At 69.2% G+C, this 24,523-nt stretch carries 28 protein-coding genes; 25 read left to right on the top strand and 3 right to left on the bottom strand.

The window, feature by feature from the left end; all coding sequences use genetic code 11:
* The first annotated feature begins 38 nt into the window (after positions 1-38).
* The 22 genes from rplN to truA all read left to right on the top strand — a co-directional run bounded on the left by rplN (position 39) and on the right by truA (position 13,194).
* Complete coding sequence (rplN, locus tag ACZ6NZ_RS14305; protein WP_007073026.1) at positions 39-407, top strand: 50S ribosomal protein L14; 369 nt, start codon at positions 39-41, stop codon at positions 405-407.
* Entirely contained in the window at positions 404-724 is a 321-nt protein-coding gene (gene rplX / locus ACZ6NZ_RS14300; RefSeq protein ID WP_172899047.1) for a 50S ribosomal protein L24, read from the top strand. Before rplN ends, rplX begins: the two co-directional genes overlap by 4 nt.
* Complete coding sequence (gene rplE, locus ACZ6NZ_RS14295; protein WP_196919809.1) at positions 724-1,290, top strand: 50S ribosomal protein L5; 567 nt, start codon at positions 724-726, stop codon at positions 1,288-1,290. The genes rplX and rplE overlap by 1 nt, the downstream gene beginning before the upstream one ends.
* Position 1,291: 1 nt before the next feature.
* Positions 1,292-1,477, top strand: coding sequence for a type Z 30S ribosomal protein S14 (locus ACZ6NZ_RS14290; RefSeq protein ID WP_007465272.1), 186 nt, complete (start codon positions 1,292-1,294; stop codon positions 1,475-1,477).
* Between the two features lie 116 nt (positions 1,478-1,593).
* Positions 1,594-2,001: a 30S ribosomal protein S8 gene (gene rpsH, locus ACZ6NZ_RS14285; RefSeq protein WP_007465270.1), complete on the top strand. Its 408-nt coding sequence runs from the start codon at positions 1,594-1,596 to the stop codon at positions 1,999-2,001.
* Positions 2,002-2,017: 16 nt separating this feature from the next.
* Positions 2,018-2,560 carry a 50S ribosomal protein L6 gene (gene rplF / locus ACZ6NZ_RS14280; protein ID WP_357355002.1) on the top strand — a complete coding sequence of 181 codons (543 nt, stop codon included), beginning with the start codon at positions 2,018-2,020 and terminating at the stop codon, positions 2,558-2,560.
* Entirely contained in the window at positions 2,557-2,946 is a 390-nt protein-coding gene (gene rplR, locus ACZ6NZ_RS14275; RefSeq protein WP_091402381.1) for a 50S ribosomal protein L18, read from the top strand. Before rplF ends, rplR begins: the two co-directional genes overlap by 4 nt.
* Before the next feature lie 33 nt (positions 2,947-2,979).
* Positions 2,980-3,594 carry a 30S ribosomal protein S5 gene (rpsE, locus tag ACZ6NZ_RS14270; RefSeq protein ID WP_013288621.1) on the top strand — a complete coding sequence of 205 codons (615 nt, stop codon included), beginning with the start codon at positions 2,980-2,982 and terminating at the stop codon, positions 3,592-3,594.
* Positions 3,594-3,776 (top strand): 50S ribosomal protein L30, encoded by a 183-nt coding sequence (rpmD, locus tag ACZ6NZ_RS14265; protein WP_007465262.1) that lies wholly within the window; start codon positions 3,594-3,596, stop codon positions 3,774-3,776. Before rpsE ends, rpmD begins: the two co-directional genes overlap by 1 nt.
* Positions 3,776-4,219 (top strand): 50S ribosomal protein L15, encoded by a 444-nt coding sequence (gene rplO / locus ACZ6NZ_RS14260; protein WP_030329906.1) that lies wholly within the window; start codon positions 3,776-3,778, stop codon positions 4,217-4,219. The genes rpmD and rplO overlap by 1 nt, the downstream gene beginning before the upstream one ends.
* Positions 4,220-4,452: 233 nt before the next feature.
* Positions 4,453-5,781 carry a preprotein translocase subunit SecY gene (secY, locus tag ACZ6NZ_RS14255; RefSeq protein WP_366612185.1) on the top strand — a complete coding sequence of 443 codons (1,329 nt, stop codon included), beginning with the start codon at positions 4,453-4,455 and terminating at the stop codon, positions 5,779-5,781.
* Positions 5,782-6,435: an adenylate kinase gene (locus ACZ6NZ_RS14250; RefSeq protein WP_088950228.1), complete on the top strand. Its 654-nt coding sequence runs from the start codon at positions 5,782-5,784 to the stop codon at positions 6,433-6,435.
* 88 nt (positions 6,436-6,523) lie between these two features.
* Positions 6,524-7,375: a type I methionyl aminopeptidase gene (map, locus tag ACZ6NZ_RS14245; RefSeq protein WP_366612183.1), complete on the top strand. Its 852-nt coding sequence runs from the start codon at positions 6,524-6,526 to the stop codon at positions 7,373-7,375.
* A gap of 119 nt (positions 7,376-7,494) precedes the next feature.
* Positions 7,495-8,034, top strand: coding sequence for a DUF1707 SHOCT-like domain-containing protein (locus tag ACZ6NZ_RS14240; RefSeq protein WP_465858564.1), 540 nt, complete (start codon positions 7,495-7,497; stop codon positions 8,032-8,034).
* A 338-nt stretch (positions 8,035-8,372) separates the two neighbouring features.
* The gene (infA, locus tag ACZ6NZ_RS14235) at positions 8,373-8,594 is read left to right on the top strand and encodes a translation initiation factor IF-1 (protein ID WP_007073013.1); all 222 of its coding nucleotides are present in this window, start codon (positions 8,373-8,375) and stop codon (positions 8,592-8,594) included.
* Positions 8,595-8,685: 91 nt separating this feature from the next.
* Complete coding sequence (rpmJ, locus tag ACZ6NZ_RS14230) at positions 8,686-8,799, top strand: 50S ribosomal protein L36 (RefSeq protein WP_043965539.1); 114 nt, start codon at positions 8,686-8,688, stop codon at positions 8,797-8,799.
* 266 nt (positions 8,800-9,065) lie between these two features.
* On the top strand, positions 9,066-9,446 hold the full coding sequence (gene rpsM / locus ACZ6NZ_RS14225; protein ID WP_030329917.1) for a 30S ribosomal protein S13: 381 nt from the start codon (positions 9,066-9,068) through the stop codon (positions 9,444-9,446).
* Positions 9,447-9,533: 87 nt separating this feature from the next.
* Positions 9,534-9,941, top strand: coding sequence for a 30S ribosomal protein S11 (gene rpsK, locus ACZ6NZ_RS14220; RefSeq protein WP_030329919.1), 408 nt, complete (start codon positions 9,534-9,536; stop codon positions 9,939-9,941).
* 13 nt (positions 9,942-9,954) lie between these two features.
* Positions 9,955-10,581, top strand: a complete 627-nt coding sequence (gene rpsD, locus ACZ6NZ_RS14215) for a 30S ribosomal protein S4 (protein WP_030329921.1) — start codon at positions 9,955-9,957, stop codon at positions 10,579-10,581.
* Between the two features lie 98 nt (positions 10,582-10,679).
* Complete coding sequence (locus tag ACZ6NZ_RS14210) at positions 10,680-11,702, top strand: DNA-directed RNA polymerase subunit alpha (protein ID WP_465858563.1); 1,023 nt, start codon at positions 10,680-10,682, stop codon at positions 11,700-11,702.
* A 34-nt stretch (positions 11,703-11,736) separates the two neighbouring features.
* Complete coding sequence (rplQ, locus tag ACZ6NZ_RS14205; RefSeq protein ID WP_053653920.1) at positions 11,737-12,294, top strand: 50S ribosomal protein L17; 558 nt, start codon at positions 11,737-11,739, stop codon at positions 12,292-12,294.
* Between the two features lie 69 nt (positions 12,295-12,363).
* The gene (truA, locus tag ACZ6NZ_RS14200; protein WP_465858562.1) at positions 12,364-13,194 is read left to right on the top strand and encodes a tRNA pseudouridine(38-40) synthase TruA; all 831 of its coding nucleotides are present in this window, start codon (positions 12,364-12,366) and stop codon (positions 13,192-13,194) included.
* Positions 13,195-13,206: 12 nt separating this feature from the next.
* On the opposite strand, the gene ACZ6NZ_RS14195 is transcribed toward truA, so the two are convergent.
* Positions 13,207-14,316 carry a hypothetical protein gene (locus ACZ6NZ_RS14195; protein ID WP_465858561.1) on the bottom strand — a complete coding sequence of 370 codons (1,110 nt, stop codon included), beginning with the start codon at positions 14,314-14,316 and terminating at the stop codon, positions 13,207-13,209.
* 102 nt (positions 14,317-14,418) lie between these two features.
* On the opposite strand from ACZ6NZ_RS14195, the gene ACZ6NZ_RS14190 reads away from it, so the two are divergent.
* The 3 genes from ACZ6NZ_RS14190 to ACZ6NZ_RS14180 are packed head-to-tail and all read left to right on the top strand — an operon-like array spanning position 14,419 to position 17,744.
* Positions 14,419-15,024 (top strand): class I SAM-dependent methyltransferase, encoded by a 606-nt coding sequence (locus tag ACZ6NZ_RS14190; protein ID WP_465858560.1) that lies wholly within the window; start codon positions 14,419-14,421, stop codon positions 15,022-15,024.
* A gap of 41 nt (positions 15,025-15,065) precedes the next feature.
* Positions 15,066-16,745 (top strand): ABC-F family ATP-binding cassette domain-containing protein, encoded by a 1,680-nt coding sequence (locus ACZ6NZ_RS14185; protein ID WP_465858559.1) that lies wholly within the window; start codon positions 15,066-15,068, stop codon positions 16,743-16,745.
* A gap of 36 nt (positions 16,746-16,781) precedes the next feature.
* Positions 16,782-17,744: an aldo/keto reductase gene (locus ACZ6NZ_RS14180; RefSeq protein WP_465858558.1), complete on the top strand. Its 963-nt coding sequence runs from the start codon at positions 16,782-16,784 to the stop codon at positions 17,742-17,744.
* A gap of 172 nt (positions 17,745-17,916) precedes the next feature.
* Here ACZ6NZ_RS14180 and ACZ6NZ_RS14175 read toward each other — a convergent pair whose 3' ends face one another.
* Complete coding sequence (locus ACZ6NZ_RS14175) at positions 17,917-18,519, bottom strand: hypothetical protein (protein WP_465858557.1); 603 nt, start codon at positions 18,517-18,519, stop codon at positions 17,917-17,919.
* Between the two features lie 72 nt (positions 18,520-18,591).
* Positions 18,592-24,420, bottom strand: coding sequence for a ThuA domain-containing protein (locus ACZ6NZ_RS14170; RefSeq protein ID WP_465858556.1), 5,829 nt, complete (start codon positions 24,418-24,420; stop codon positions 18,592-18,594).
* Between the last annotated feature and the right edge of the window lie 103 nt (positions 24,421-24,523).

Raw genomic sequence — 24,523 nt, 5'->3', positions numbered from 1 at the left:
TACGGCGGCCGGAGAACCGGCAGACATAGGAGATAGACGTGATTCAGCAGGAGTCGCGACTGCGCGTCGCCGACAACACGGGTGCTCGGGAGATCCTGTGCATCCGGGTTCTCGGTGGCTCGGGTCGGCGCTACGCGAGTATCGGCGACGTCATCGTGGCCACGGTCAAGGACGCGATCCCGGGTGCCGGTGTGAAGAAGGGCGACGTCGTCAAGGCTGTCGTCGTTCGCACCGCCAAGGAGAAGCGGCGTCCGGACGGCTCGTACATCCGCTTCGACGAGAACGCCGCCGTCATCATCAAGGACGGCGGGGACCCGCGTGGAACCCGTATCTTCGGCCCGGTGGGCCGGGAGCTGCGGGACAAGCGGTTCATGAAGATTATTTCCCTCGCGCCGGAGGTGTTGTGACCGTGAAGGTCAAGAAGGGCGACACGGTCGTCGTCATCGCCGGCAAGGACAAGGGTGCCAAGGGCAAGGTCATTCAGGCCTACCCGCGGCAGGACAAGGTCCTGGTCGAGGGCGTGAACCGGGTCAAGAAGCACACCCGCATCAGCACCACCCAGCGTGGCGCCAAGACCGGTGGCATCGTCACCCAGGAGGCCCCGATCCACGTCTCGAACGTGCAGGTCCTGGACTCCGACGGCAAGCCGACCCGCGTCGGTTACCGGATCGACGACAACGGCCAGAAGGTCCGCATCGCGCGTAGCACCGGTAAGGACCTGTGATGACCACGGCTACCGAAAAGACCCTGCCGCGCCTCAAGGAGCGGTACCGCAACGAGATCGTGGCCCAGCTGCGTGAGCAGCACAGCTACGGCAACCCCATGCAGGTGCCGCGGCTGGTCAAGATCGTCGTCAACATGGGTGTCGGCGAGGCTGCTCGCGACGCCAAGCTGATCGACGGCGCGGTCCGCGACCTCGCCACGATCACCGGCCAGAAGCCGCAGGTGCGGCGGGCGACCAAGTCCATCGCGCAGTTCAAGCTCCGCGAGGGCATGCCGATCGGCGCGAAGGTCACCCTTCGCGGCGACCGGATGTGGGAGTTCATGGACCGGCTGCTCTCCATCGCGCTGCCGCGTATCCGCGACTTCCGCGGCCTGGACGGGCGCAAGCTGGACGGGCACGGCAACTACACGTTCGGTCTGACCGAGCAGTCGGTGTTCCACGAGATCGACCAGGACCGGATCGATCGCCAGCGGGGCATGGACATCACGGTGGTCACGACCGCCACGACCGACGACGAGGGCCGGGCGCTGCTCAAGCTCCTGGGCTTCCCGTTCAAGGAGAACTGAGATGGCCAAGAAGGCGCTGATCATCAAGGCGGCCGCGAAGCCGAAGTTCTCGGTTCGCGCGTACACCCGCTGCCAGCGGTGCGGGCGTCCGAAGGCGGTCTACCGCAAGTTCGGGCTCTGCCGGGTCTGCATCCGGGAGATGGCTCACCGCGGTGAGCTGCCGGGCGTGTCCAAGGCTTCCTGGTAAGGGCGACCGCGTCCCGGCCGTCGGCCGGGAACTCCTGCACCGATTAGGTATTGCTCTTCGCCGTAGGCCCGGGGCTGATGCCCCGGGAACCCCGGCGAGAAAGGCTGACGAAATCCATGACGATGACCGACCCGATCGCAGACATGCTCACGCGTCTGCGTAACGCCAACCAGGCGTACCACGATCAGGTGAAGATGCCCTACTCCAAGATCAAGGCGAACATCGCCGAGGTCTTGAAGGCCGAGGGTTACATCGCCACCTGGTCGGTCGAGGAGCCCGAGGAGGGCGCCGTCGGCAAGCGACTGGTCGTCGAGCTGAAGTACGGCCAGAACCGCGAGCGGAGCCTGGCCGGCATCAAGCGCGTGTCCAAGCCCGGTCTCCGGGTGTACGCCAAGTCGGACGGGCTCCCGCGGGTGCTCGGTGGGCTGGGCGTGGCGATCATTTCGACGTCCCAGGGGCTGCTGACCGACCGGCAGGCCCGCAAGCGGAGTGTTGGCGGGGAAGTCCTCGCCTTCGTCTGGTAACGGGAGACAGGTAGAAATGTCGCGAATTGGACGTAAGTCGATCCCGGTGCCAGCCGGCGTCGACATCACGATCGACGGACAGACCGTCAAGGTCAAGGGGCCCAAGGGCCAGCTTGAGCACATCCTCGCCGAGCCGATCACGATCGAGCGGGCCGAGGACGGCCAGCTGAGCGTCAACCGGCCGAACGACGAGCGCAAGGCCAAGGAGCTCCACGGCCTGAGCCGTACGCTGGTTGCCAACATGATCGTCGGGGTCACCGAGGGCTACCGCAAGAGCCTGGAGATCGCCGGCACCGGTTACCGGGTCACCGCCAAGGGTTCGGACCTCGAGTTCGCGCTCGGGTTCTCGCACCCGGTGGTCGTCTCCGCTCCGGCGGGCATCACCTTCACGGTGGAGCGGCCGACGCTGTTCCACGTGGCTGGCATCGACAAGCAGCAGGTCGGTGAGGTCGCCGCCAACATCCGGAAGATCCGCCCGCCGGAGCCCTACAAGGGCAAGGGCGTCAAGTACCAGGGCGAGGTCATCCGCCGCAAGGCTGGAAAGGCAGGTAAGAAGTGAGCGCCACGCTGCTCAAGCGCCGCCGCGGTGTCGCCGCCAAGCGCGCCGTCGGGCGTGCGCGTCGACACTTCCGCGTCCGCAAGAACGTCAGCGGTACGGCCGAGCGTCCGCGCCTGGTCGTCACCCGCTCGCTGCGGCACATGGTCGCCCAGGTCGTCGACGACACCAAGGGTCACACCCTGGCGTCGGCCTCGACCCTGGACGCCTCGCTGCGCGGTGCGGAGGGCGACAAGAGCGCCCTGGCTGGCAAGGTGGGCGCGCTGCTCGCCGAGCGGGCCAAGGCCGCCGGCGTCTCCAAGGTCGTCTTCGACCGCGGCGGCAACCGGTACGCGGGGCGAGTCGCCGCGCTTGCCGACGCCGCCCGCGAAGCCGGGCTCGAGTTCTAACAACCCCGTCACGAGAGAGAAGGAAGGCTGCTGATGCCAGGTCAACAGCGCCGTGGCGGCGGGTCCGGTGGCAACGAGGGTGGTCGCCGCGACAACCGCCGTGAGGGCGGCCGCGGAAACGCGCCCGTCGAGAAGACCCCGCACCTTGAGCGGGTCGTCGCGATCAACCGCGTCGCCAAGGTCGTGAAGGGTGGTCGTCGCTTCAGCTTCACCGCCCTGGTGATCGTGGGCGACGGCGACGGCACGGTCGGCGTGGGCTACGGAAAGGCCAAGGAGGTGCCCGCGGCCATCGCCAAGGGCGTCGAGGAGGCCAAGAAGCACTTCTTCAAGGTCCCGCGGATCGGTCAGTCGATCCCGCACCCGGTGACGGGTGAGGACGCCGCTGGTGTGGTGCTGCTCAAGCCGGCCTCGGCCGGTACGGGTGTCATCGCCGGTGGACCGGTGCGTGCCGTGCTGGAGTGCGCTGGGATCCACGACGTGCTCTCCAAGAGCCTCGGTTCGTCGAACCCGATCAACATCGTGCACGCCACCGTGGCGGCCCTGAAGGGGCTTGAGTCCCCCGAGCAGGTCGCGGCGCGTCGTGGTCTGCCGGTGGAGGACGTCGCGCCGGCCGCCATGCTGGCGTCGCGTGCGGGGGTGGCGAGCTGATGGCACGCCTGAAGGTCACCCAGCTCCGGTCCGGTATCGGGACCAAGCACAACCAGCGTGAGTCGCTGCGTTCGCTCGGTCTCAAGCGGATCAACGACGTGGTGGTCAAGGAGGACCGGCCCGAGATCCGCGGCATGATCTTCACTGTGAGCCACCTCGTGAAGGTCGAGGAGGTCGAGTAATGACGATCAAGGTGCATCACCTGCGCCCGGCGCCCGGTTCCAAGACCGCGAAGACCCGTGTGGGTCGCGGTGAGGGTTCCAAGGGCAAGACCGCCGGTCGCGGTACCAAGGGCTCCAAGGCCCGCAAGAACATCTCGGCGGCGTTCGAGGGTGGGCAGATGCCCATCCACATGCGCCTGCCGAAGATGAAGGGCTTCAAGAACAAGTTCAAGGTGGTCTTCCAGGTTGTCAACCTGGACCGACTCGCTGAGCTGTTCCCGAATGGTGGTCAGGTCGGCCCGCTGGAGCTCGTTGAGTCCGGCGCGGTTCGCAAGGGCCACCCGGTCAAGGTCCTCGGCACCGGGGATCTCGGCGGTGTGGCGCTCCAGGTGTCCGCGCACGCGTTCAGTGCGTCGGCCAAGGAGAAGATCGCTGCCGCCGGTGGCTCTGTCACCGAGCTGTAAGGCTTACGACCATGGCGCCCGTCCAGTTGAGAGCAACTGGACGGGCGCCATGGTCTGCCTGGGGCGTGAGCGCCCGGTAACATCGGAACCGATTTATGTAGTCGGGCACATCTGCCCGGACCGGGGTGAGGCTGTTAGAGTCCCATCCCAGCCATGGATTGCGGGCACTCGCCCGTGATCCACCCCGACCCGCCAGGGATCACCGGCGGCCCGCCTCGCGCAGGAGGAAGAAGTTGCTGTCCGCCTTTCTCAGTGCGTTCCGTACGCCTGACCTGCGCAAGAAGCTGCTGTTCACAGTAGGCATCATTGCGGTCTACCGGCTGGGCGCAACGCTGCCCAGCCCGGGCGTCTCGTACGGCAACGTGCAGAAGTGCCTCGACACCATCCAGGGTGACACCACCGGGGTGGTGAATCTTCTCAACCTCTTCTCCGGCGGAGCGCTGCTGCAGCTCTCGGTCTTCGCGCTGGGCATCATGCCCTACATCACCGCGTCGATCATCCTGCAGCTGCTGACCGTCGTGATTCCCCGCCTGGAGCAGCTCCGCAAGGAGGGCCAGGCCGGGCAGGCGAAGATCACCCAGTACACCCGCTACCTGACCCTCGGTCTCGGTGTGCTGCAGGCGTCGGCGTTCGTGGCGCTGGCCCGCTCGGGCCAGCTGTTCCAGAACCGCTGCGACCAGTTCCCGATCATCCCCACCGGCACCGGCATCCCGGACTGGCTGACCCTGAGCATCCTGGTGATGACGATGACCGCCGGTACCGGCATGGTCATGTGGCTCGGCGAGCTGATCACCGACCGCGGCGTCGGCAACGGCATGTCCGTCCTGATCTTCACCTCGATCGCGGCGCGGCTGCCCAGCGAGGGCTGGCAGATCAAGACCAGCAAGGGCTGGGACATGTTCGCCCTGGTCATCGCGCTGGTTCTGGTGGTCATCACCGCTGTCACCTTCATCGAGCAGTCGCAGCGCCGGATCCCGGTGCAGTACGCCAAGCGGATGATCGGCCGGCGGATGTACGGCGGCACCTCGACCTACATCCCGCTCAAGGTCAACCAGGCGGGTGTGATCCCGGTCATCTTCGGCTCGTCGCTGCTCTACCTGCCGCAGTTGGCGCTGCAGTTCTTCGACCAGACCGACCCGGGCAAGACCCAGTCGTGGATCCAGAACAACCTGGTCAACCCGAGCAGCCCGATCTACATCTCGGTCTACTTCCTGCTGATCATCTTCTTCACGTACTTCTACGTCTCGATCACGTTCAACCCGACCGAGGTCGCGGACAACATGAAGAAGTACGGCGGGTTCGTGCCGGGTATCCGGCCGGGCAAGCCGACCGCCGACTACCTGGACTTCATCCTCAGCCGGATCACCCTGCCGGGTGCGCTCTACCTCGGCATCATCTCGATCCTGCCGAACTTCTTCTTCATCTGGCTGGACAACCAGCAGTACCAGAACTTCCCGTTCGGCGGCACCGCTGTGCTCATCATGGTCGGCGTCGGTCTGGAGACCGTGAAGCAGATCGAGAGCCAACTCATGCAGCGGAACTACGAAGGGTTCCTGCGGTAGATGAGACTCGTTCTGGTTGGCCCGCCGGGCGCGGGCAAGGGCACGCAGGCCGAGTTCATCGCCGCGCACCTCTCGGTGCCGAAGATTTCGACCGGAGACATCTTCCGGTCGAACGTCACCCAGGGCACGCCGCTCGGTGTCGAGGCGAAGCGGTACATGGATGCGGGCGAGCTGGTTCCGGACGAGGTCACCATCAACATGGTCCGGGACCGGCTGGCCGAGCCCGACGCCAGCGAGGGTTTCCTGCTCGACGGCTTCCCGCGGACGACTCCGCAGGCTGCCGCTCTGGACAAGCTCCTGGCCGATCTGGGCACCGCCCTGGATCTGGTCCTGGAGCTGGTCGTCGACGACGACGAGGTGATCCGGCGGCTCTCCGGCAGGCGTACCTGCCGGGGCTGCGGCAAGATCTGGCACGTCGAGTTCGACGCCACCACCCGGCCCGGCATCTGTGACCGGTGTGGCGCCGAGCTGTTCCAGCGCGACGACGACAAGCCGGAGACGATCGCCACGCGGCTCCGCGAATACAGCGAGAAGACCGCACCCCTGGTCGACTACTACGGCGCTCAGGGCAAGCTGGTCGGGATCGACGCCACCGGGCCGGTGGAGGACGTCACCACCCGGGCCATCGACGCGCTGCGGTCGTACGGCGGCTGAGGTCCTCCCCGGGCCACGGGGGATAGAGTGCGAACAGCGGGGTACGCGGTATGTGCCCCGCTGAACGGCCACGAAAGGTAACCGCTCCATGCGTCGTCCCCAGCTGGACATCCAGCTGAAGACCCCTGACCAGATCGAGAAGATGCGGGCCGCCGGGCTGGTGGTGGCCGAGGCGTTGCGTCGGATGCGGCAGGCTGTCGCCCCCGGTGTGAGCACCGCCGATCTGGACGCCATCGCGGAGGCGACCATCCGCGAGGCGGGCGGCGTTCCGTCGTTCAAGGGCTACCACGGTTTTCCGGCGTCGATCTGCTCCTCGGTCAACGAGCAGATCGTGCACGCCATCCCGTCGCCGAAGCAGGTGCTCCAGGCGGGTGACCTGATCTCCATCGACTGCGGCGCGGTGCTGGACGGGTGGCACGGCGACTCCGCCATCACGGTCGGGGTCGGTGACGTCGACCCGGCGCTGCTGAAGATGGCCGAGGTCGCCGAGGACGCCATGTGGGCCGGTATCGCCGCCGCTGCGCGTGGTGCGGCCAGCGGCAAGGGCCGCCTCACCGACATCTCGCACGCCGTGGAGACCGCTGTCCGCAAGGGCGGCCGGTACGGCATCGTCGACGGCTACGGCGGGCACGGCATCGGCACCGAGATGCACCAGGACCCGCACGTGCTCAACCACGGTCGGCCGGGCAAGGGTCCTCGACTGGTCACCGGGATGGCCCTGGCCATCGAGCCGATGATCACCATGGCGTCTCCGCGTACCGTCGAGTTGGCCGACGGGTGGACGGTCGTCACCCGGGACGGTTCGGTGGCCGCGCACGTCGAGCACTCGATGGCGCTGTTGCCCGACGGCGTCTGGGTGCTCACCGCGTTCGACGGTGGCCGGGCCCGCTTGGGCGACCTGGTGACCGCCCGCCAACCAGCGGCCACAAAAATCCTCTAATCTCCTCTGTTGATCATGAAGTTATTGCCCCGACACGCCGGTGTGGCAGGCAACAACTTCATGATCGACCGCTGACGGGGGGCGGGCGGGAGTGGCGCGACGGTGGCATGCTTGCCGGCATGGACGGGCGCGACGGGATGCGAGCCGCGGACTCGGACCGTGCGGCGGTGGCTGACCGGTTGCGGGTCGCCCTCGACGAGGGCCGACTGGATCTGCACGAGTACGACGAGCGGTTGCAGCAGGCTTACGCGGCACGCACGTACGCCGACCTCGAGGCCCTGCTGACCGATCTGCCGCCGGTGACGCCGGCGCAGCGGTCGGGCCTGGCGCCGGTCGCCGGGTCGACGATGAGCCAGCTCGATCCGGCCGTCAGCAGGGGCGTGACGGCCCGCTGGTTGGCCGAGGTGTGGTTCCCGTACCTGTGGGTGATCCCCCTCGTGGTGACCATCTGGGCGGTGACGTCGGTGCTCAGCCAGGATCTGCTCTACTTCTGGCCGGCCTGGGTGGCCGGGCCGTGGGGCGCGGTGCTGGTGGTCCGCACGGTCAGCGGGCTGGCTGCGAAGGAGCCTCAGCGCCAGGCCGTCAAGCGCCAACGCCGCCGGGAGCGCAAGCGGGCGAAGCGCGCCCTCAAACCCGACGACGACCAACCAACCCCCTGAACCCGCCCAACCCCAACGCGCGACCGGACCCACCGCGATTCGGTTGATCATGAAGTTGTTGCCGCCGAGGACGGCGTGTCGTGACAACAACTTCATGATCAACGGGGCTGAGGGTGGGGTTCGGAGGGACTTACGCGGGTTGGTGGGTGGTCGGTTTGGCGGGGGACTGCAGGCCGGCGTACACTTTCAGATCGGCGCACAGCGTCCACTCCTGCATGTCCACCCTGCGCTTCGGTGGAAGCGGGAGCCGCGGCTGGCGCGGGCTCTGATTCTCATCAGATTTCCGTGTAAGACGTTGTGGGCCGCCCGGAGCAATCGACGTCAGGACAGCGGAGGACATGCCGAAAAAAGACGGAGCCATTGAGATCGAGGGTCGGGTCATCGAGCCCCTGCCGAACGCCATGTTCCGGGTGGAGCTCGCGAACGGCCACAAGGTGTTGGCTCACATCAGCGGGAAGATGCGGCAGCACTACATCCGTATCCTTCCGGAGGACCGGGTCGTCGTCGAACTTTCGCCGTACGACCTGACCCGCGGGCGCATCGTCTACCGCTACAAGTAGTCCTGACGACGGCCGGGAAGTCCCGTGTCCGTCTTCGACGTCCGGTACCGCGCAGAGCGCGTGACCGGGCCAGATGGGAAGTAAGGCAACCGTGAAGGTCAAGCCGAGCGTCAAGAGGATCTGCAACAAGTGCCGGGTTATCCGCCGGCACGGCCGGGTCATGGTCATCTGCAGCGACCCGCGCCACAAGCAGCGCCAGGGCTGACTCAGCCCGTCCGGCCGGAGCACGGCCGGGTGGCGTTGGTCCAGGCAGATCCCCAGCGACACACACATCACACATGCTCGTCCCAGCCGCGAGCGGTACGCCAGACGTACCTCTGCGTGGCTGACCCCCGGTCGGAGGCCGGGGCCCGCTCGGGCAGCGACCGATCCCGGTCGCCGGCGCTCACCGCGTCGGAAAGACGGGACGGCCGGTAGCGGGGTGGGACGGGTCCACACCTCCGCCACACATCACGAGGAGTACGCCCGCACATGGCACGTCTAGTCGGCGTGGACCTCCCCCGCGAAAAGCGGTTGGAGATCGCGCTCACCTACATCTTCGGGGTCGGTCGCACCCGCGCCCTGGAGACACTTGCCGCCACCGGCATCTCGCCGGACAAGCGCGCTCGGGACCTCACGGACGAGGAGCTCGTGCAGCTCCGCGACCACATCGAGGGCAACTACAAGGTTGAAGGCGACCTGCGCCGCGAGGTCGCCGCTGACATCCGCCGCAAGGTCGAGATCGGCTGCTACGCCGGCATCCGGCACCGCCGGGGCCTGCCCGTGCGTGGCCAGCGGACCAAGACCAACGCCCGGACCCGCAAGGGCCCGAAGCGGACCGTCGCCGGCAAGAAGAAGCCCGGCAAGAAGTAGTTCTTAACCGGATGACGGGGTCGGCTGCCGCTGAGGCGGGTCAGGCCGCAACCCAGTCCGGAAAGTCAACTAGGAGCGCACAGACTTATGCCACCGAAGGCTCGTGCCGGAGCCGCTGTAAAGAAGGTCCGGCGCAAGGAACGCAAGAACGTCGCCCACGGGCAGGCGCACATCAAGAGCACGTTCAACAACACCATCGTGTCCATCACGGACCCGACCGGTGCGGTCATCTCCTGGGCCTCCGCTGGCCAGGTCGGCTTCAAGGGCTCCCGCAAGTCGACTCCGTTCGCTGCGCAGCTGGCCGCCGAGGCTGCCGCGCGTCGCGCCATGGAGCACGGCATGCGCAAGGTCGACGTGTTCGTCAAGGGCCCCGGCTCCGGCCGGGAAACCGCCATCCGTTCGCTGCAGGCAGTGGGCCTTGAGGTCGGGCAGATCGCCGACGTCACCCCGCAGCCGCACAACGGGTGCCGTCCGCCGAAGCGTCGCCGGGTCTGAGAGGTAGAGAGAGATGGCTCGTTACACCGGTGCAGACTGCCGCCGTTGCCGGCGGGAGAAGATGAAGCTGTTCCTCAAGGGCAGCAAGTGCGATGGGCCGAAGTGCCCGTTCGAGTCCCGGCCGTTCCCGCCCGGGCAGCACGGCCGCGGCCGCACGAAGGAGACGGAGTACCTGCTCCAGCTCCGCGAGAAGCAGAAGGCCCGTCGGGTTTACGGCGTGCTGGAGAAGCAGTTCCGCGGTTACTACGAGGAAGCCGTTGGCAAGCAGGCCAAGACCGGTGAGGTCCTCCTGCAGATCCTCGAGTCGCGGCTGGACAACGTCGTTTACCGGGCCGGCTTCGCCCACTCGCGGGACATGGCCCGCCAGCTGGTCAAGCACGGTCACTTCACGGTGAACGGCAAGAAGGTCGACATCCCGTCGTACCGCGTCAAGGAGCACGACATCATCGAGGTTCGGGGCAAGAGCAAGGAGCTCACCCCGTTCATCGTCGCGCAGGCTCAGGCCGGCTCGAAGACGGTTCCGGCGTGGCTTGAGGCCATCCCGAGCCAGATGAAGGTGCTCGTGCACTCCCTCCCGGCCCGGCAGGTCATCGACACGCAGGTCCAGGAGCAGTTGATCGTCGAGCTCTACTCCAAGTAGTCCGAGCTCGTTCGGTGGCCCGCCCTTCGGGGCGGGCCACCGGAACAGTTTGTGTCGTGGACGTCAAATAGCGGGCGTCCCGGAAGAGAAGAGAAAAGATGCTCATCAGCCAGCGACCCTCCCTCTCCGAGGAGTCGATCAACGAGACCCGGTCCCGGTTCGCCATCGAGCCGCTGGAGCCGGGCTTCGGCTACACCCTGGGCAACTCGCTGCGGCGTACGCTGCTGTCGTCGATCCCGGGCGCGGCCGTCACCTCGATCAAGATCGACGGTGTGCTGCACGAGTTCACCACGATCCCCGGTGTCAAGGAGGACGTGGTCGAGCTCGTCATGAACATCAAGGAGCTGTGCGTCAGCTCCGAGCACGACGAGCCGGTCAGCATGTACCTGCGTAAGCAGGGCCCGGGCGACGTGACCGCGGGCGACATCCAGCCCCCGGCCGGCGTCTCGGTGCACAACCCGGACCTCAAGCTCGCCACCCTGAACGGCAAGGGCCGGCTCGACATGGAGCTGACCGTCGAGCGGGGCCGGGGCTACGTGACGGCGGCGCAGAACAAGCAGTCCGGCGCCGAGATCGGCCGGATCCCGGTCGACTCGATCTACTCGCCGGTGCTGAAGGTGACCTACCGCGTCGAGGCGACTCGTGTCGAGCAGCGCACCGACTTCGACCGGCTGATCATCGACGTCGAGACCAAGCCGTCGATGGGTCCGCGTACCGCGCTGGCCTCCGCCGGCTCGACGCTGGTGGAGCTGTTCGGGCTCGCCCGGGAGCTGGACGAGACCGCCGAGGGCATCGACATCGGGCCGTCCCCGCAGGACGCCCAGCTGGCGGCGGACCTCGCTCTGCCGATCGAGGAGCTGGACCTCACCGTCCGCTCCTACAACTGCCTCAAGCGCGAGGGCATCAACTCCGTTGGTGAGCTCATCGGGCGTACCGAGGCCGACCTCCTCGACATTCGCAACTTCGGTCAGAAGTCGATCGACGAGGTCAAGATGAAGCTCGCCGGGATGGGTCTCGGGCTGAAGGACTCGGCTCCGAACTTCGACCCGGCGCACGTCGTGGACACCTTCGGCGAGGCCGAATACGACACCGACGACTACCGCGAGACCGAGCAGCTCTAGTCCGCGCTGCCGCCACAACTGAGGAGCACCAAAAATGCCCACGCCCACCAAGGGCCCCCGCCTCGGCGGCAGCCCCTCGCACGAGCGGCTGATGCTGGCCAACCTGGCGACCGCGCTGTTCCAGCACGGGAAGATCCAGACCACCGAGACGAAGGCCCGGCGGCTGCGCCCGTTGGCCGAGCAGCTCATCACCAAGGCCAAGCGCGGTGACCTCGCCTCGCGGCGTCGGGTGCTGGGTGTCGTTAAGGACAAGGACGTGGTCTACGCCCTGTTCGACCAGATCGCGCCCCGGTACTCCAACCGCCCCGGCGGTTACACCCGGATCGTGAAGACCGGTCCGCGCAAGGGTGACAACGCGCCGATGGCCATCATCGAGCTGGTGGAGGAGCTTCAGGTCGCCGAGCCGAAGGTGAACAAGAAGACCGCCGCCCGCAAGGCCGCGCAGCAGGACAAGGTCGAGGCGCTCGCCCCGGCCGACGAGGCCCCGAAGTCGGCTCCGGCCGACCAGGACTCGGAGGCGCCGGTGTCGGCGTCCGGTGACACCGACGCCGCCCGCGAGGACAGCGACGAGGCCACCGAGAACAAGGCCTGATCAAGAGGGCATCGTCGGGCCCGGCACCCCATCGGGGTGCCGGGCCCGACCCGTAACAGGAGGTACGAGGTGGACGAGCGGATCCGGCTGCGGCTGGACGTCTCGTACGACGGCACCGACTTCTCCGGCTGGGCCGCCCAGCCGACCCGACGCACCGTCGCGGGGGTGCTGGTCGAGACCCTGGACCTGGTCCTCGGCGTCGGCACCGCCACCGGGCTGACGGTCGCCGGGCGGACCGACGCGGGAGTGCACGCCACCGGTCAGGTGTGCCACGTGGACCTGCCAGTGGACGTGTGGCGTCAGCACGAGGGGCGGCTGTTGCGTCGGCTGGCCCGGCTGCTCCCCACCGACGTGCGGGTACGGGCGATGACCGAGGTGCCGGCCGACTTCGACGCCCGGTTCTCGGCCACCTTCCGGCGCTACGAGTACCGCGTCACCGACGCGCCCTTCGGTGCCGAGCCGTTGCGCCGCCACGAGGTGCTGGCCTGGCCGAAGCCGTTGGACCTGGCCGCGCTGAACGCCGCCGCCACCGGGCTGGTGGGGGAGCACGACTTCGCCGCGTACTGCCGGCGCAAGGAGCACGCCACCACGCTGCGCGAGGTGACCCGGCTGGACTGGCGTCGCGACCCGGACGGCCTCCTGGTCGCCACCGTGCAGGCTGACGCGTTCTGTCAGGCGATGGTGCGCAGCCTGGTGGGAGCCATGCTGGTGGCCGGGGACGGCCGCCGGCCGGTCGAGTGGCCGGGAACCCTGCTCAGCCAGCGGGAGCGGTCCAGCGAGGTGACGGTGGCCCCCGCGCGCGGGCTGACCCTGGTCGCCGTCGGCTACCCGGCGGATCCGGCCGAGTACGCCCAACGGGCGACCCTCACCCGCCGGCTGCGGGTTCCGATCGAGGGCTGACCGTCCGCACCGTCAGTCGCCGGGCAGATCGCCCTGGTTGGCGTTGCTGCCGGTAGGTGCCGCCGTCGGTTGCGAGGCGGTGCCACCGTCGGCCCGGCTCTGCAGCACGCCCCGGCTGAGGTGCAGCTCGATCATGTCGAACAGGATCTCGCGGACCTTGGCGTCACCCGCCTTGACCGCCGTGCCGTCCTTGCGGACCACCAGCGCGTACGCCAGGTAGTGGCCCCGGACCTGCCAGCCGACGCGTGCCGGCGCGTTGGCCAGGACATCGGTACCGTCGCCGTCGTTCGCGGTGAGGCCACGGAAACGGCCCTGCCGCTCGTCGAGAAGTTGCCGGAGCCGGTCTCGGGCGCGTTCCGCGCTGACCTTGTCGGTGAGGTTGAACAGGCCGGCGGTGACCAGGTGGTTGTCGTCGGGCGTACTGAGGGTGGCCCGGACGATCTGGTTGCAGCCGAGCCGGACCAGCAGGTCGGCGACCTCGTCGGTGGCGGCGACGGCGCAACTGCCGCTGGACTGTGTCTTGAGCACCTGGTAGCTCGGCTGGCCGTCGGTGAGCTTCAGCTCCTTGCCGGGGAAGAGTTCCTTGGCGGTGAGCGGGGCCTGGTCGGTGTCCCGGGAGTCGAGGGCCAGCCGTTCCGCCGACGCCGACGTGGGGGCGGCGTTCGGCTGGTACGTCGGGTCGCTCTGCGGCTGCTCGCCGCGGTCGATGAGCAGCGCGGCGGCGCCGAGGCCGCAGAGGGCGAGCAGTACCAGGACGGCTGCGCCGCCGATCAGTGCCTGCCACAGTCGGCCGCCGCCACGCCGGGTGGGCGGCTCCGCCGACGTCGCCGAGGTGTAGATCTGGCTGCGCGGTGGTGCGGGTGGGATGTCGGCGCGGGTCGGCACTGCCTGCGGCGCATCGGTCTGGGCGGCCGGCCCGAGCTGCGGCACCTCGGCACGAGCCGGTGCCGGCTGCGACGAGGGTAGCGAGAGCTGGTTCGGTCGTGGCAGCGACGGCGTGGGGAAGCGTGACGGAGAGGGCCCGGCCGCCGGGGGCGGACCGGCGCCGAGCGCCGACTGGTCGGACCCGGGCTCCGGGTACTCCTCGAAAGCGTCCTCATCGGACTGGTACCGATACACCATGTCGCCCAGAGTAGGAGTGATTGTCCCTTTAGGTGGTAATTTCGAGGAAATGTACGTGCGGGCCGCGTCAGGTCCGCCCCGGACCGGTGCGAGAATTGCCGGGTGACCGGCGACCACTACTTCACCGCTCAGCCCGCCAGCGACGCCCCGGCGCGCGAGGTCGAGTTCACCGTCGCCGACCGCGACTACCGGCTCACCTCGGCCGGCGGGGTGTTCTCCGCCAGCCGGCTCGACCCGGGCACCGCGGTGCTGCTGCGCAAGGCCGAGCTGCCCGGCGACGACACCACTGGTGACCTGCTCGACCTCGGCTGCGGGTTCGGGCCGATCAGCTGCGTGCTGGCCGACCTCGCGCCCACCAGCACCATCTGGGCCGTCGACGTCAACGCCCGGGCCCGCGAACTGACCGCCGCCAACGCGGCTCGGGTCGGTGCCGCCGACCGGGTCCGGGTCAGCGCGCCGGACGATGTTCCGGACGGCGTCCGCTTCACCCAGATCTGGTCGAACCCACCCATCCGGATCGGCAAGGACGGGTTGCACGACCTGTTGCTGCGCTGGCTGCCCCGACTCGCCCCGGACGGCGTCGGCTGGTTGGTCGTCGCCCGACACCTCGGTGGCGACTCGCTGCAACGCTGGCTCACCGAGCAGAGCTGGCAGGTCGAGCGGTACGCCAGCCAGAAAGGCTTCCGGGTGCTGCGCGTCACCCGGTAATTGGATGTACCCCCCGCCCCTCACTGGGGCAGGATCCCGGCGTGGGATACGTGGACGTGGCAGCGGTCGGGCACATCCTGCCCGACGGTCGGGAACTCTTCGCCGACGTGTCGTTCCGGGTCGGGGAGGGCAGCAAGGTCGCCCTGGTCGGGCCGAACGGCGCGGGAAAGACGACGCTGCTGCGGATGGTCGCCGGCGACCTGCCGGTGCGCAGCGGTGTCGTCGCGCGGGCCGGCGGGCTGGGTGTGATGCGCCAGTTCATCGGCATGATCGGTGACGAGTCGACCCTCGCCGACCTGGCGTTGTCACTGGCCCCGCCGGCGCTTCGCGACGCCGGCCGGCGGCTCGGCGAGACCGAGGCGGCCATGCGGGCGGCCGAGGCCCACGGCAAGTTCAGCAACGCCGCGGGCAAGGCCCAGCTGGCGTACGCCGACGCGCTCGGCGCCTGGGGCGAGGCCGGCGGGTACGACGCCGAGGTGCTCTTCGACACCGTCGCGACCATCGTGCTCGGAAAACCGTGGGACGCCGTACGGGACCGTCCGGTGCGTACCCTCTCCGGCGGCCAGCAGAAGCGCTTCGCCCTGGAGTTGCTGCTGCGCGGCCCGGACGAGGTGCTGCTGCTCGACGAACCGGACAACTTCCTCGACGTGCCTGGCAAGCGCTGGCTGGAGGCGCGACTGCGCGAGTCGACGAAGTCGGTCCTCTACGTCTCGCACGACCGCGAGTTGCTGGCCCAGAGCGCCGACCGGGTGGTCGCCGTCGAGGGGGGCAGTGCCTGGGTGCACCCGGGCGGCTTCGCCAGCTGGTACGAGGCCCGGGTGGCCCGGCACGCCCGCCTCGACGAGCTGCGCCGGCGCTGGGACGAGGAGCACCAGAAGCTGCGCGAGCTGATGCTGATGTACAAGCAGAAGGCCGCGTACAACGACGGGTTGGCCTCGCGTTACCAGGCCGCGCAGACCCGGTTGCGCAAGTTCGAGGAGGCCGGGCCGCCGCCCGTACCGCCGAAGGACCAGGACATCCGGATGCGCCTGGCCGGCGGGCGGACCGGCAAGCGCGCGGTCGTCTGCGAGCAGCTGGAGCTCGACGGCCTGACATTCCCCTTCGACCTGGAGATCTGGTACGGCGACCGGGTGGCGGTGCTCGGTGCCAACGGCACCGGCAAGTCGCACTTCCTGCGGCTGCTGGCCCGCGGTGGCACCGACCCGGACCCGGCGAACGGCCCGGTCGACGGCGCCGGCGCGCTCGCTCCGGTGATGCACGAGGGGTCGGCCCGCCTCGGTGCCCGGGTTCGCCCCGGGCACTTCTCCCAGACTCACGACCGGCCGGAGCTGATGTCGAAGACGCTTGTCGAGATCCTCTGGCGGGGCGACGAGCACCGCACCGGGATGGACCGGCACGCGGCGATGGGCGTGCTCAGTCGCTACGAACTGGCCGCGCAGGGCGACCAGCGCTTCGGCACGCTCTCCGGCGGGCAGCAGGCCCGGTTCCTGGTGCTGCTGTTGGAGCTGTCCGGGGCGACCCTGCTACTGCTCGACGAGCCCACCGACAACCTCGACCTGGCCAGCGCGGAAGCTCTCGAAACGGGCCTGAACGCCTTCGAGGGGACGGTGATCGCTGTCACCCACGACCGGTGGTTCACCCGTTCCTTCGACAGGTTCGTGCTGTTCCGGGGCGACAGCGAGGTGGTGGAGACCCCGGAACCGGTCTGGGACGTGGGCTGACCGGTCCCCGACGGTGACGCGTCCGGCCGGCATAGGGTGGATCGCGTGATTGACATGACCTATCGCCGGCTGGGCGACTCCGGGCTCGTGGTGTCCGTGGTCGGCATCGGCTGCAACAACTTCGGCCGCAAGCTCGACCTCGACGGCACCCGGGCGGTGGTGGACGCGGCCCTGGACGCCGGGATCACCCTGTTCGACACCGCCGACATCTACGGCGAGCCGCAGGGCGGCTCCGAGGAGCTGCTCGGGCAGGCGCTCAAGGGTCGCCGGGACGACGTGGTGGTGGCCACCAAGTTCGGCATGGACATGTTCGGTCTCAACGGGCCGGACTACGGCGCGCGGGGTGCGCGGCGCTACATCGCCCGCGCGGTGGAGGCGTCGCTGCGCCGGCTCGGCACCGACCACATCGACCTCTACCAGATGCACGAGCCCGACCCGGGCACCCCGATCGACGAGACCCTCGCCGCCCTGGACGACCTGGTCCGCGACGGCAAGGTGCGCTATCTGGGCAACTCCAACTTCGCCGGGTGGCAGATCGCCGACGCGGACTGGGTCGCCTCGTCCAACGGCCGGTCCCGCTTCATCAGCGCGCAGAACCACTACAGCCTGGTGGAGCGGTCCGTGGAGGCCGAGGTGATCCCGGCGTGTGAGCGGTTCGGCCTCGGCATGCTGCCGTTCTTCCCGCTCGCCAACGGCCTGCTCACCGGCAAGTACAGGCGGGAGGCTCAGCCGCCGGCCGGCAGCCGGCTCTCCGGTGGTGGCCGGTACGCGGAGCGGCTCGCCGCTGCCGACTGGGACACCATCGAGGCGATCGAGGCGTACGCGGCCGAGCGGGGTCTGACGATGCTCCAGGTGGCGATCGGCGGACTGGCCGCCCAGCCGGCGGTGACCTCGGTGATCGCCGGTGCCACCACGCCCGAGCAGGTGCGCGCCAACGCCGCGGCCGGCGTCTGGGAGCCCAGCGACGACGATCTGGCGGCGCTGCGCGCCATCCTCTGAGCGCGGCGGGACGGGCCTCGGCGCCTTGATCCACTCGTGTTCCCGAAAGTCGGGGTGACCCGGGGACCGGGAAGGCGCGGCTTCATGGATGTCGAGTCGATCACGCCCGGTCAGACGACAACGGGCCGGGCCGCTCGTCGCGGCCCGGCCCTGTCCTGCACTGCTGGTTCGGTCAGGTGGTGCGCCGGCGGCCGAACAGCATGGCCACCCCCATCGCGACGGCGACGAGCACGAGACCGGCCGCCGCGAACGGCCACCAGGCGGCGCTGCCGGCGTCGTCCGTCGGCGTGGTCACCGCGACCGGCGCGGGCGCCGGCGGCGACTGCGCCGCCTTCGCCTGCACCGTGGCGGTGGCCTTGCCCGCCAGCGGAGCGGGGGAGTTCACCGACACCTTCCACGTGCCGGTGGAGAGCACCGGGCCGCTGCTGTAGAAGCCGTGCCCCTCGGGTTGCGGTTCCAACTGCACCGGCCCGACCTGCTGCCCGTCCGGGCCGGTGGCGGTGAGGACCAGCCGCACCACCTGCTCCAGCCGGCGACCATCGGCGTAGGTGGCCTGGATGGTGACACCCTGAGCCCCGTCGCCGGCCACAGCGAGCTTGAGCTTGTCGGTCTGAGCCGCCGGGGCGGCCAGAGCGGCCTGGGCTGCGGGAACGGCCAGAGCGGTCTGGGCTGCGGGAACGGCCAGAGCGGTCTGGGCCGCCGCCGGGGCGGCGGCGGACAGGGTCACTGCCAGTCCGACGAGGACGGCGGCAAACACCTTGCGGATACCCGTCACGGACATCCCCTCCCTACCGAATGAGGGAGGCCCCTCCCCGACGCCGTGGCGTCGGGGAGGGGCCTCGTCGGATCAGAGCTGGCGACCGGGTGCCAGCCGGGTGGCGTCGCCACCAAGCCGCCCGGTGCCCTTGACCGAGTCACCGTCGTTCGCCTTGACCCCGGCCTTGCTGGCCGCGCCGCCGAGCCGAACGATCATGGCATCGGCGTCCCGGACCAGGACGTCCCGGACCTCCGCCTCGGCCACCAGCGCGGTGTCGGAGGCGAGCGTCCGGAATGCGGTCAGCTGCCGGACAGCCGCCTTGTCGTCGCCGGCCGCCTCGGACGCACGGACAGCGTCGAGCTTGTTCGACAGCTGCTTGTGCGCCTTGGTCGAGAGCCGCCCCGTCGCCTTGAACCGGTCCAGCAGACTCTGCATGTCCCGGAACGAGGTGGTGACGAAGAACCGGACCGTCGAGGTGGTCTTGTTGCCCGCCTTGTCGGTCGCGGTCACGGTCAGCTCGTGCAGGCCGAGCGACAGGTCGTACATGGCCTGCAGGGTGCCACTGGTGTACGCCTGGCCGTCGAGCTGACCGACCACGCTCGCGATGCCCGAACTCGGGTCGACGGCCTGCCAGGACACCCGGACGTCCTGGCTGTCGCCGTAGAGCTGGCCATCGGCCAGCCCCGACACCAGCAGCGTCGGCTTGGTGCCGTCGATGCGCAGCACCGCCGACTTCAGCGTCTCGACGTTGCCGGCCTTGTCCGCCGAGCGGAACAGCAGCTCGTGCTCCCCGTCGCCGGTCACCTCGATCGGCGTCGAGTACGCCGCCCACGCGCCACCGTCGAGCGACCACTCCACCGTCTTGACGCCGGAACCGGCGTCGGTGGCGGCCAGCACGACCGGGATGGTCCCGTTGTGCCAACCGGCGTCGTTCGCCGGAGCGAACGTCGCCGAGGTCACCGGCGCGGTGGCGTCGATCTTGACCGAGACGGTCTTGGTCGCCTCCACGTTGCCGGCCTTGTCCGTCGAGCGGAACCGCAGCTCGTGCTCGCCGTCCCCGGTGACCGCCACCGGAGCGGTGTACGCCGTCCAGGTGGTGGACCCGTCCAGCTGGTACTCGGTGCTGGCGAGCCCGCTACCGCCGGCCTCGTCCGCACCGGTGAGCGTGATCGTCACCGGCCCGGTGTGCCACCCGTCGGTCGGGGTGCCGGAAACCGCCGCGGTGGTCACCGGTGCCGTCTCGTCGGCCACCTCCGTGCTGAGCCGGAAGTAGTCGAACGAGGCGGTCTTCGACGCCGTCTGGTTGGCGCCGAGAGTGAACAACCCGACCTTCGGGGTCGCCCCGACCGCGCTGTTGGTCAGCGCCGTCAACGCGGTCCAGGTCGTGCCGTCGGCCGAGTACGACGCGGTGAAGGTGTCGCCCGTGCGGGCCAGCCGCAGGTGCCACACCGCCGAGGTCAGGTTGCCGGCCTCGGGCTGCGGGTTCTGGACCACCCCGGCGATCTCGCTGCGGAACTCGATCCGCCGCGTCACCGCCGAGCCGGCCGTGTTGTCCGCGATGAAGTCGAACTTCAGGTAGTTGTCGTCGTCGGCCTGCACGAGCAGACCGGCCTGCTGGTACTGCTCGTTCAGCAGACTGCCGTCGACCTTCGTCTCCAGGGTCCAGTCGCCCGAGGGCGCGGTCTGGAGGATGAAGTTCTTCGGCCCGGTGTTGTCGGTGCCGTAGATGTCACCGTTGGGCACGTCGATGCGCAGCGCGCCACCGGTGACCCGGTAACCGTTCGGGTCCTCCCGCAGGATCGCGTCCCAGCGGCACTTGTCCAGCGTGCTGCCGGTGAACTCGTCCGACGGGTCGACCGGCCCGGCCGGGGCGTCCGGCGTCACCTGGAACGAGTCGAAGGCCGCGTTGACGACCGGCGCCTCGGTGCCGCCGTTGAGAGCGAAGACCCCGATGCGCGGGTTGGTGATGCCGGCGAGCGCGGCCGAACGGCCGACCGGGGTGAAGGTCTGCCCGTCGGCCGAGAAGGCCGCGGTCAGGTTCGTCCCGTCGCTGGTGACCCGCAGGTACACGGTGTCACCCGCCGGTGCGTTGGTGGCGTCGGCGCCCTCGTTGCGAGGCGTGCCGGCCGTCTCCCGGATGAACTCCACCCGACGGCTGCTGTTGTACAGCAGGTCCACCTTGGCGTAGTTGTCGTCGTCGCCGTACACCAGCAGACCTGCCTGCTGGTAGTTGGCCGTCACCGGGAGGGTGACCTTGGTGGTCATCTCCCAGGCGCCGGTCGGCGCAGGCTGGAGCACCAGGTTCGTGGCGTCGTTGCGAGCGCCGTAGAGGTCACCCACGGCGGTGGGCAGCTGGAGAGCGCCGCCACTGAGCGAGTAGAGCTGGTTCTCCCGGACGACGCTCCAGCGCTCCTTGTCGAGGCTGTTGCCGTTGAAGTCGTCCGAACGCGCCCCGAAGCAGGACGTGTCCGGAGCGTCGACCCGCACCGGCACCGTGGCGTACGACTTGGCGCCCTTGCTGTCGGTCACCGTGAGGGTGGCCGTGAAGGTGCCCGCGGTGGTGTAGGTGTGGCTGGCGTCCAGGGTGGTCGCCGTGCCTCCGTCACCGAAGTCCCAGGCGTACGTCAGCGGGGTGTCGCCCTCGGCGTCGGTGGCCGTGCCGTCGAAGGCGACGGTGACCGGTGCGGTGCCGGTGCCCGGGGTGGCCGTGGCGCTGACCACCGGCGGCCCGTTCTCGGTGACACCGCGGCCGACGAAGTCCATCCAGTTGACGTTGAACAGCGAACCACTTCCACCGTTCGGATCGCGCGCCACGAAGTACAGCGAACCGCTCGCGGCACCGGTGACCGGCGCGCTCACGTCCGTGTACGTCTGCCACGCCCCGGTCGACGGTACGACGGCCGTGGCGACCACCGGTCCGTCGACGGCACCGGCACGCACCTCGATCCGACCGCCAGCGGCGGCGGAGGCGGCCCGGAACCGGATCTCGGTGATGTTGGTCAGGTTCGCCGGGGCGACCGACCACCAGTCACCGTCCTCGATGAAGGCGATGCTCTGGCCGCCACCGGCGGTGTCGGTGGCGTTCTCGCGCTGCACGCCGGGGTCTCCACCGCCGGTGCTCACCGGGGCACGCCCGGTGGCGGTGAAGTACTCGGCCTGCTTCTGCTTCGGCTGCAGGACCTCGATCTGCCGACCGGTGAGGGCACCGGAGCCACCGGCACCACCCTCGTCGGTGTAGGTGGCCTCGAAGACCGCGAACACGTTCGCCTCGGCGCCGTGCCCGGAGGCGAGCGACGTCTGGACGGTGCCGGTGCAGCCGGTGTGCTGCTCCAGCGGGTGGGCGTGCTCGTCGTGACCGAGCAGCACCTGCAGCCCGACCCGGTCGCAGTCGATCTCCCCGTCCTCGGGGTCGGTCACCTTGATGGTGTACCGGACCTGGTCACCCCAGTTGAAGAACCCGCCGTCCGGCGGGAACTCGATGGTGACCGTCGGCGCGGTGTTGCCGACCGTCACCGGCACGTTCGCCACCGCGGTCCGGCCCTTGGGGTTGGTGACGGTGAGCTGGGCGGTGTAGTTGCCCGCCGTGGTGTACGTGTGGGTCGGGTTGGCCTCGGTCGAGGTCTGCCCGTCGCCGAACGTCCACGCGTAGGTGAGCGTGCCACCGTCCGGGTCCCGGGAGCCGGCGCTGGAGAAGGTGACAGCCAACGGCGCCGGACCCGAGGTCGGGTTGGCGGACGCCGCCGCGATCGGCGCACGGTCACCGGCGGTGTAGTCGATCCGGTAGACGCCGGAGTTGTCGTTGTTGCCGCCGAAGCCGCTGCCCCACTCGATCAGGTACAGCGCGCCGTCCGGGCCGAACTCGAAGTCCATCGGCCGGATCATGCTCATGCCGGTGAGCAACTGGTTGATGTCCACCAACGACTTGCCGTCGGGGGTCACCTGCATGGTGTACATCTTGTTCTGGTTCCACTCACCGAGCAGAGCCTTGCCGTCGTAGTACGCCGGCCACTTGCGGTTCGAGTTCAGGTCGGCGTCGTAGCGGTAGACCGGGCCACCCATCGGGGCGCCGCCGCCGCCGATCTCCGGGTAGCGCGCGTCACCGGCGTACCCGTAGTCGACGGTCGCCGGGACCACCGGCGGGAGGTTGGTCAGGCCGGTGTTGTTCGGCGAGTTGTTGACCGGTGCGGCGCAGTCGAACTTCGGGCCACTCGGACCGGACGGGAACGGGTAGTCGTTGTACGCCTCGTTCGTGCCCGTGCAGTACGGCCAGCCGTAGTTGCCCGGCGTGACGATGTTCCACTCGACCAGACCGCGGGGGCCGCGGTTCGGGTTGTCGGAGTTGGCGTCCGGCCCGTAGTCCGCCACGTACAGCGTGTTGGTCTTCGGGTCGGTGCCGATCCGGAACGGGTTGCGGAAGCCCATCGCGTAGATCTCGGGACGGGTCTTCTCGGTGCCCGCCGCGAAGAGGTTGCCGGCCGGAACGGTGTACGTCCCGTCGTCCTCGGGGTGGATCCGGATCACCTTGCCGCGCAGGTCGTTGGTGTTCCCGGAGGTGCGCTGCGCGTCGTAGTCCTGGCGGCCCGCCCGCTCGTCGATCGGCGTGTACGAGTTCGACTCGAACGGGTTGGTGTTGTCACCGGTGGCCAGGTAGAGGTTGCCGTCGCTGTCGAAGGCCATGCTGCCGCCGGCGTGGCAACAGGTGTTGCGCTGGGTGTCGACCCGGAGCACCTGCTTCTCGCTGGCCAGGCTGATGGTGTCGCCGGTGACCGTGAAGCGGGACAGCAGGTTGCGGGTGACCCCGTCGTTCGGGGCGTAGTACAGGTACACCCAGTTGTTCGTGGCGAAGTCCGGGTCGAGCCGGATGCCGATGAGACCGTCCTCGTTGCCGGTGAAGACGTCCAGGTCGACGGCGGTGACGGTGTTGCCGGTGTCCGGCTTCACGATCTGCACGCGACCGTCACGCTCGATGTAGAAGACCCGCCCGTCGGGGGCGATGTCCAGCTCCATCGGGTTGCTGGTGTTGCTGTCCAGCGTGACCTTCTCGAAGTTCGAGGTCTTCGAGGCGCCGCAGTCGGCGTTCTCGACGCCGGCCGCGGTACGGATGCCGCCGAGCAGGTGGGACAGGAACTCGGGCTCGGCGTACGACTCCCGGGTGTGCCCGAGGCCGGTGTACCAGGAGCGGCCACCGTCGTAGTCCTGACACCAGGCGACCGGGTGGTCCGCACCCATGGCGCCGGCGCCGGGGGTGTAGCTCTTCTCGTCCAGGCTGGCCAGCACGTGCACGTCCGGCCGAGGGTTGCTCTGGTAGTTGTACCACTCGTCGAACCGGGACCACCGGTCCGGCAACCCGGCCGTGGACGGGTGGGCGTGGTCCTCCACCTTGACGGTGGCCGTCTGGTTCTGCGGGTGGTTGGCGAAGTACGCGCCGACCAGGTCGCCGTACCAGGCCCAGCTGTACTCGGTGTCCGACGCGGCGTGGATGCCGACGTAGCCGCCGCCGGCCTTCACGTAGCGCTCGAACGCCGCCTGCTGGTCGGCGTTGAGCACGTCACCGGTGGTGGAGAGCCAGATCACCGCCTTGTACTTCGCCAGGTTGGCGTCGTTGAATGCTGCGCCGTCCTCGGAGTTGTCCACGGTGAATCCGTTGGCAGCGCCGAGCTGCTGGATGGCCGCGATGCCGGTGGGGATCGAGTCGTGCCGGAAGCCGGCGGTCTTGGAGAAGATCAGGACGGAGAAGGGATCGGCCGCGGCCTTTGGCGCCTTCGGCACCACCTGGCTGACCGGGGCTGCGGCTTGCGCATCCCGTGGGGGAACCTGGGCGGCCGCCTGCGCGGGCGCGCCGAACAGGGTGGTCGAGGCCATGGCCAGGGAGATCAGGGTTGCGGTGATGGGTACGCGGGCACGACGAGAACGGGACACGCCGCCTCCTGTGTCGTAGTGACAGAGCTCGCGGGAGTCGGCTCGCCGAAGGCCGTCCCTGATGGAGCCGGTGGTCGCACCGTGCCAGGGTGCCCCCACCGAC

The organism is Micromonospora sp. NPDC047756 (assembly GCF_055587245.1).
The sequence above is the reverse complement of the archived record's forward strand: the minus strand, read 5'-3'. Positions and strand labels throughout refer to the sequence as shown.

What these genes read in the sequence shown, in the direction of transcription:
- rplE (WP_196919809.1), top strand. Translation starts at nt 724, where the DNA reads ATGACCACGGCTACCGAAAAGACCCTGCCGCGCCTCAAGGAGCGGTAC.
- ACZ6NZ_RS14290 (WP_007465272.1), top strand. Translation starts at nt 1,292, where the DNA reads ATGGCCAAGAAGGCGCTGATCATCAAGGCGGCCGCGAAGCCGAAGTTC.
- rpsH (WP_007465270.1), top strand. Translation starts at nt 1,594, where the DNA reads ATGACGATGACCGACCCGATCGCAGACATGCTCACGCGTCTGCGTAAC.
- rplF (WP_357355002.1), top strand. Translation starts at nt 2,018, where the DNA reads ATGTCGCGAATTGGACGTAAGTCGATCCCGGTGCCAGCCGGCGTCGAC.
- rpsE (WP_013288621.1), top strand. Translation starts at nt 2,980, where the DNA reads ATGCCAGGTCAACAGCGCCGTGGCGGCGGGTCCGGTGGCAACGAGGGT.
- rpmD (WP_007465262.1), top strand. Translation starts at nt 3,594, where the DNA reads ATGGCACGCCTGAAGGTCACCCAGCTCCGGTCCGGTATCGGGACCAAG.
- rplO (WP_030329906.1), top strand. Translation starts at nt 3,776, where the DNA reads ATGACGATCAAGGTGCATCACCTGCGCCCGGCGCCCGGTTCCAAGACC.
- ACZ6NZ_RS14250 (WP_088950228.1), top strand. Translation starts at nt 5,782, where the DNA reads ATGAGACTCGTTCTGGTTGGCCCGCCGGGCGCGGGCAAGGGCACGCAG.
- map (WP_366612183.1), top strand. Translation starts at nt 6,524, where the DNA reads ATGCGTCGTCCCCAGCTGGACATCCAGCTGAAGACCCCTGACCAGATC.
- ACZ6NZ_RS14240 (WP_465858564.1), top strand. Translation starts at nt 7,495, where the DNA reads ATGGACGGGCGCGACGGGATGCGAGCCGCGGACTCGGACCGTGCGGCG.
- infA (WP_007073013.1), top strand. Translation starts at nt 8,373, where the DNA reads ATGCCGAAAAAAGACGGAGCCATTGAGATCGAGGGTCGGGTCATCGAG.
- rpsM (WP_030329917.1), top strand. Translation starts at nt 9,066, where the DNA reads ATGGCACGTCTAGTCGGCGTGGACCTCCCCCGCGAAAAGCGGTTGGAG.
- rpsK (WP_030329919.1), top strand. Translation starts at nt 9,534, where the DNA reads ATGCCACCGAAGGCTCGTGCCGGAGCCGCTGTAAAGAAGGTCCGGCGC.
- rpsD (WP_030329921.1), top strand. Translation starts at nt 9,955, where the DNA reads ATGGCTCGTTACACCGGTGCAGACTGCCGCCGTTGCCGGCGGGAGAAG.
- ACZ6NZ_RS14210 (WP_465858563.1), top strand. Translation starts at nt 10,680, where the DNA reads ATGCTCATCAGCCAGCGACCCTCCCTCTCCGAGGAGTCGATCAACGAG.
- rplQ (WP_053653920.1), top strand. Translation starts at nt 11,737, where the DNA reads ATGCCCACGCCCACCAAGGGCCCCCGCCTCGGCGGCAGCCCCTCGCAC.
- ACZ6NZ_RS14195 (WP_465858561.1), bottom strand. Translation starts at nt 14,316, where the DNA reads ATGGTGTATCGGTACCAGTCCGATGAGGACGCTTTCGAGGAGTACCCG.